Origin of the sequence: Pseudomonas sp. TYF_14, from assembly GCF_043105275.1 — a bacterium.
In the GTDB taxonomy this organism is placed as follows: domain Bacteria; phylum Pseudomonadota; class Gammaproteobacteria; order Pseudomonadales; family Pseudomonadaceae; genus Aquipseudomonas; species Aquipseudomonas alloputida.
The window spans coordinates 1-775 of the sequence record NZ_JBICLK010000049.1 but is presented as its reverse complement, the minus strand read 5'-3'; the positions used below and the strand labels follow the sequence as shown (position 1 = coordinate 775).

Below are 775 nucleotides of genomic sequence, written 5' to 3'. Positions count from 1 at the left end.
GGTGCATGGTTTGAGCCCCGTTACATCTTCCGCGCAGGCCGACTCGACTAGTGAGCTATTACGCTTTCTTTAAAGGGTGGCTGCTTCTAAGCCAACCTCCTAGCTGTCTAAGCCTTCCCACATCGTTTCCCACTTAACCATGACTTTGGGACCTTAGCTGACGGTCTGGGTTGTTTCCCTTTTCACGACGGACGTTAGCACCCGCCGTGTGTCTCCCATGCTCGGCACTTGTAGGTATTCGGAGTTTGCATCGGTTTGGTAAGTCGGGATGACCCCCTAGCCGAAACAGTGCTCTACCCCCTACAGTGATACATGAGGCGCTACCTAAATAGCTTTCGAGGAGAACCAGCTATCTCCGAGCTTGATTAGCCTTTCACTCCGATCCACAGGTCATCCGCTAACTTTTCAACGGTAGTCGGTTCGGTCCTCCAGTCAGTGTTACCTAACCTTCAACCTGCCCATGGATAGATCGCCCGGTTTCGGGTCTATACCCAGCGACTAAACGCCCTATTAAGACTCGCTTTCGCTACGCCTCCCCTATTCGGTTAAGCTCGCCACTGAATATAAGTCGCTGACCCATTATACAAAAGGTACGCAGTCACCTAACAAAGTAGGCTCCCACTGCTTGTACGCATACGGTTTCAGGTTCTATTTCACTCCCCTCTCCGGGGTTCTTTTCGCCTTTCCCTCACGGTACTGGTTCACTATCGGTCAGTCAGTAGTATTTAGCCTTGGAGGATGGTCCCCCCATATTCAGACAAAGTTTCTCGTGCTC

General features: G+C 51.5%; 1 rRNA gene. It reads right to left on the bottom strand.

What is annotated here, in order from left to right:
• Positions 1–775 (bottom strand): 23S ribosomal RNA (locus tag ACF8O8_RS13430); the annotation flags it as partial.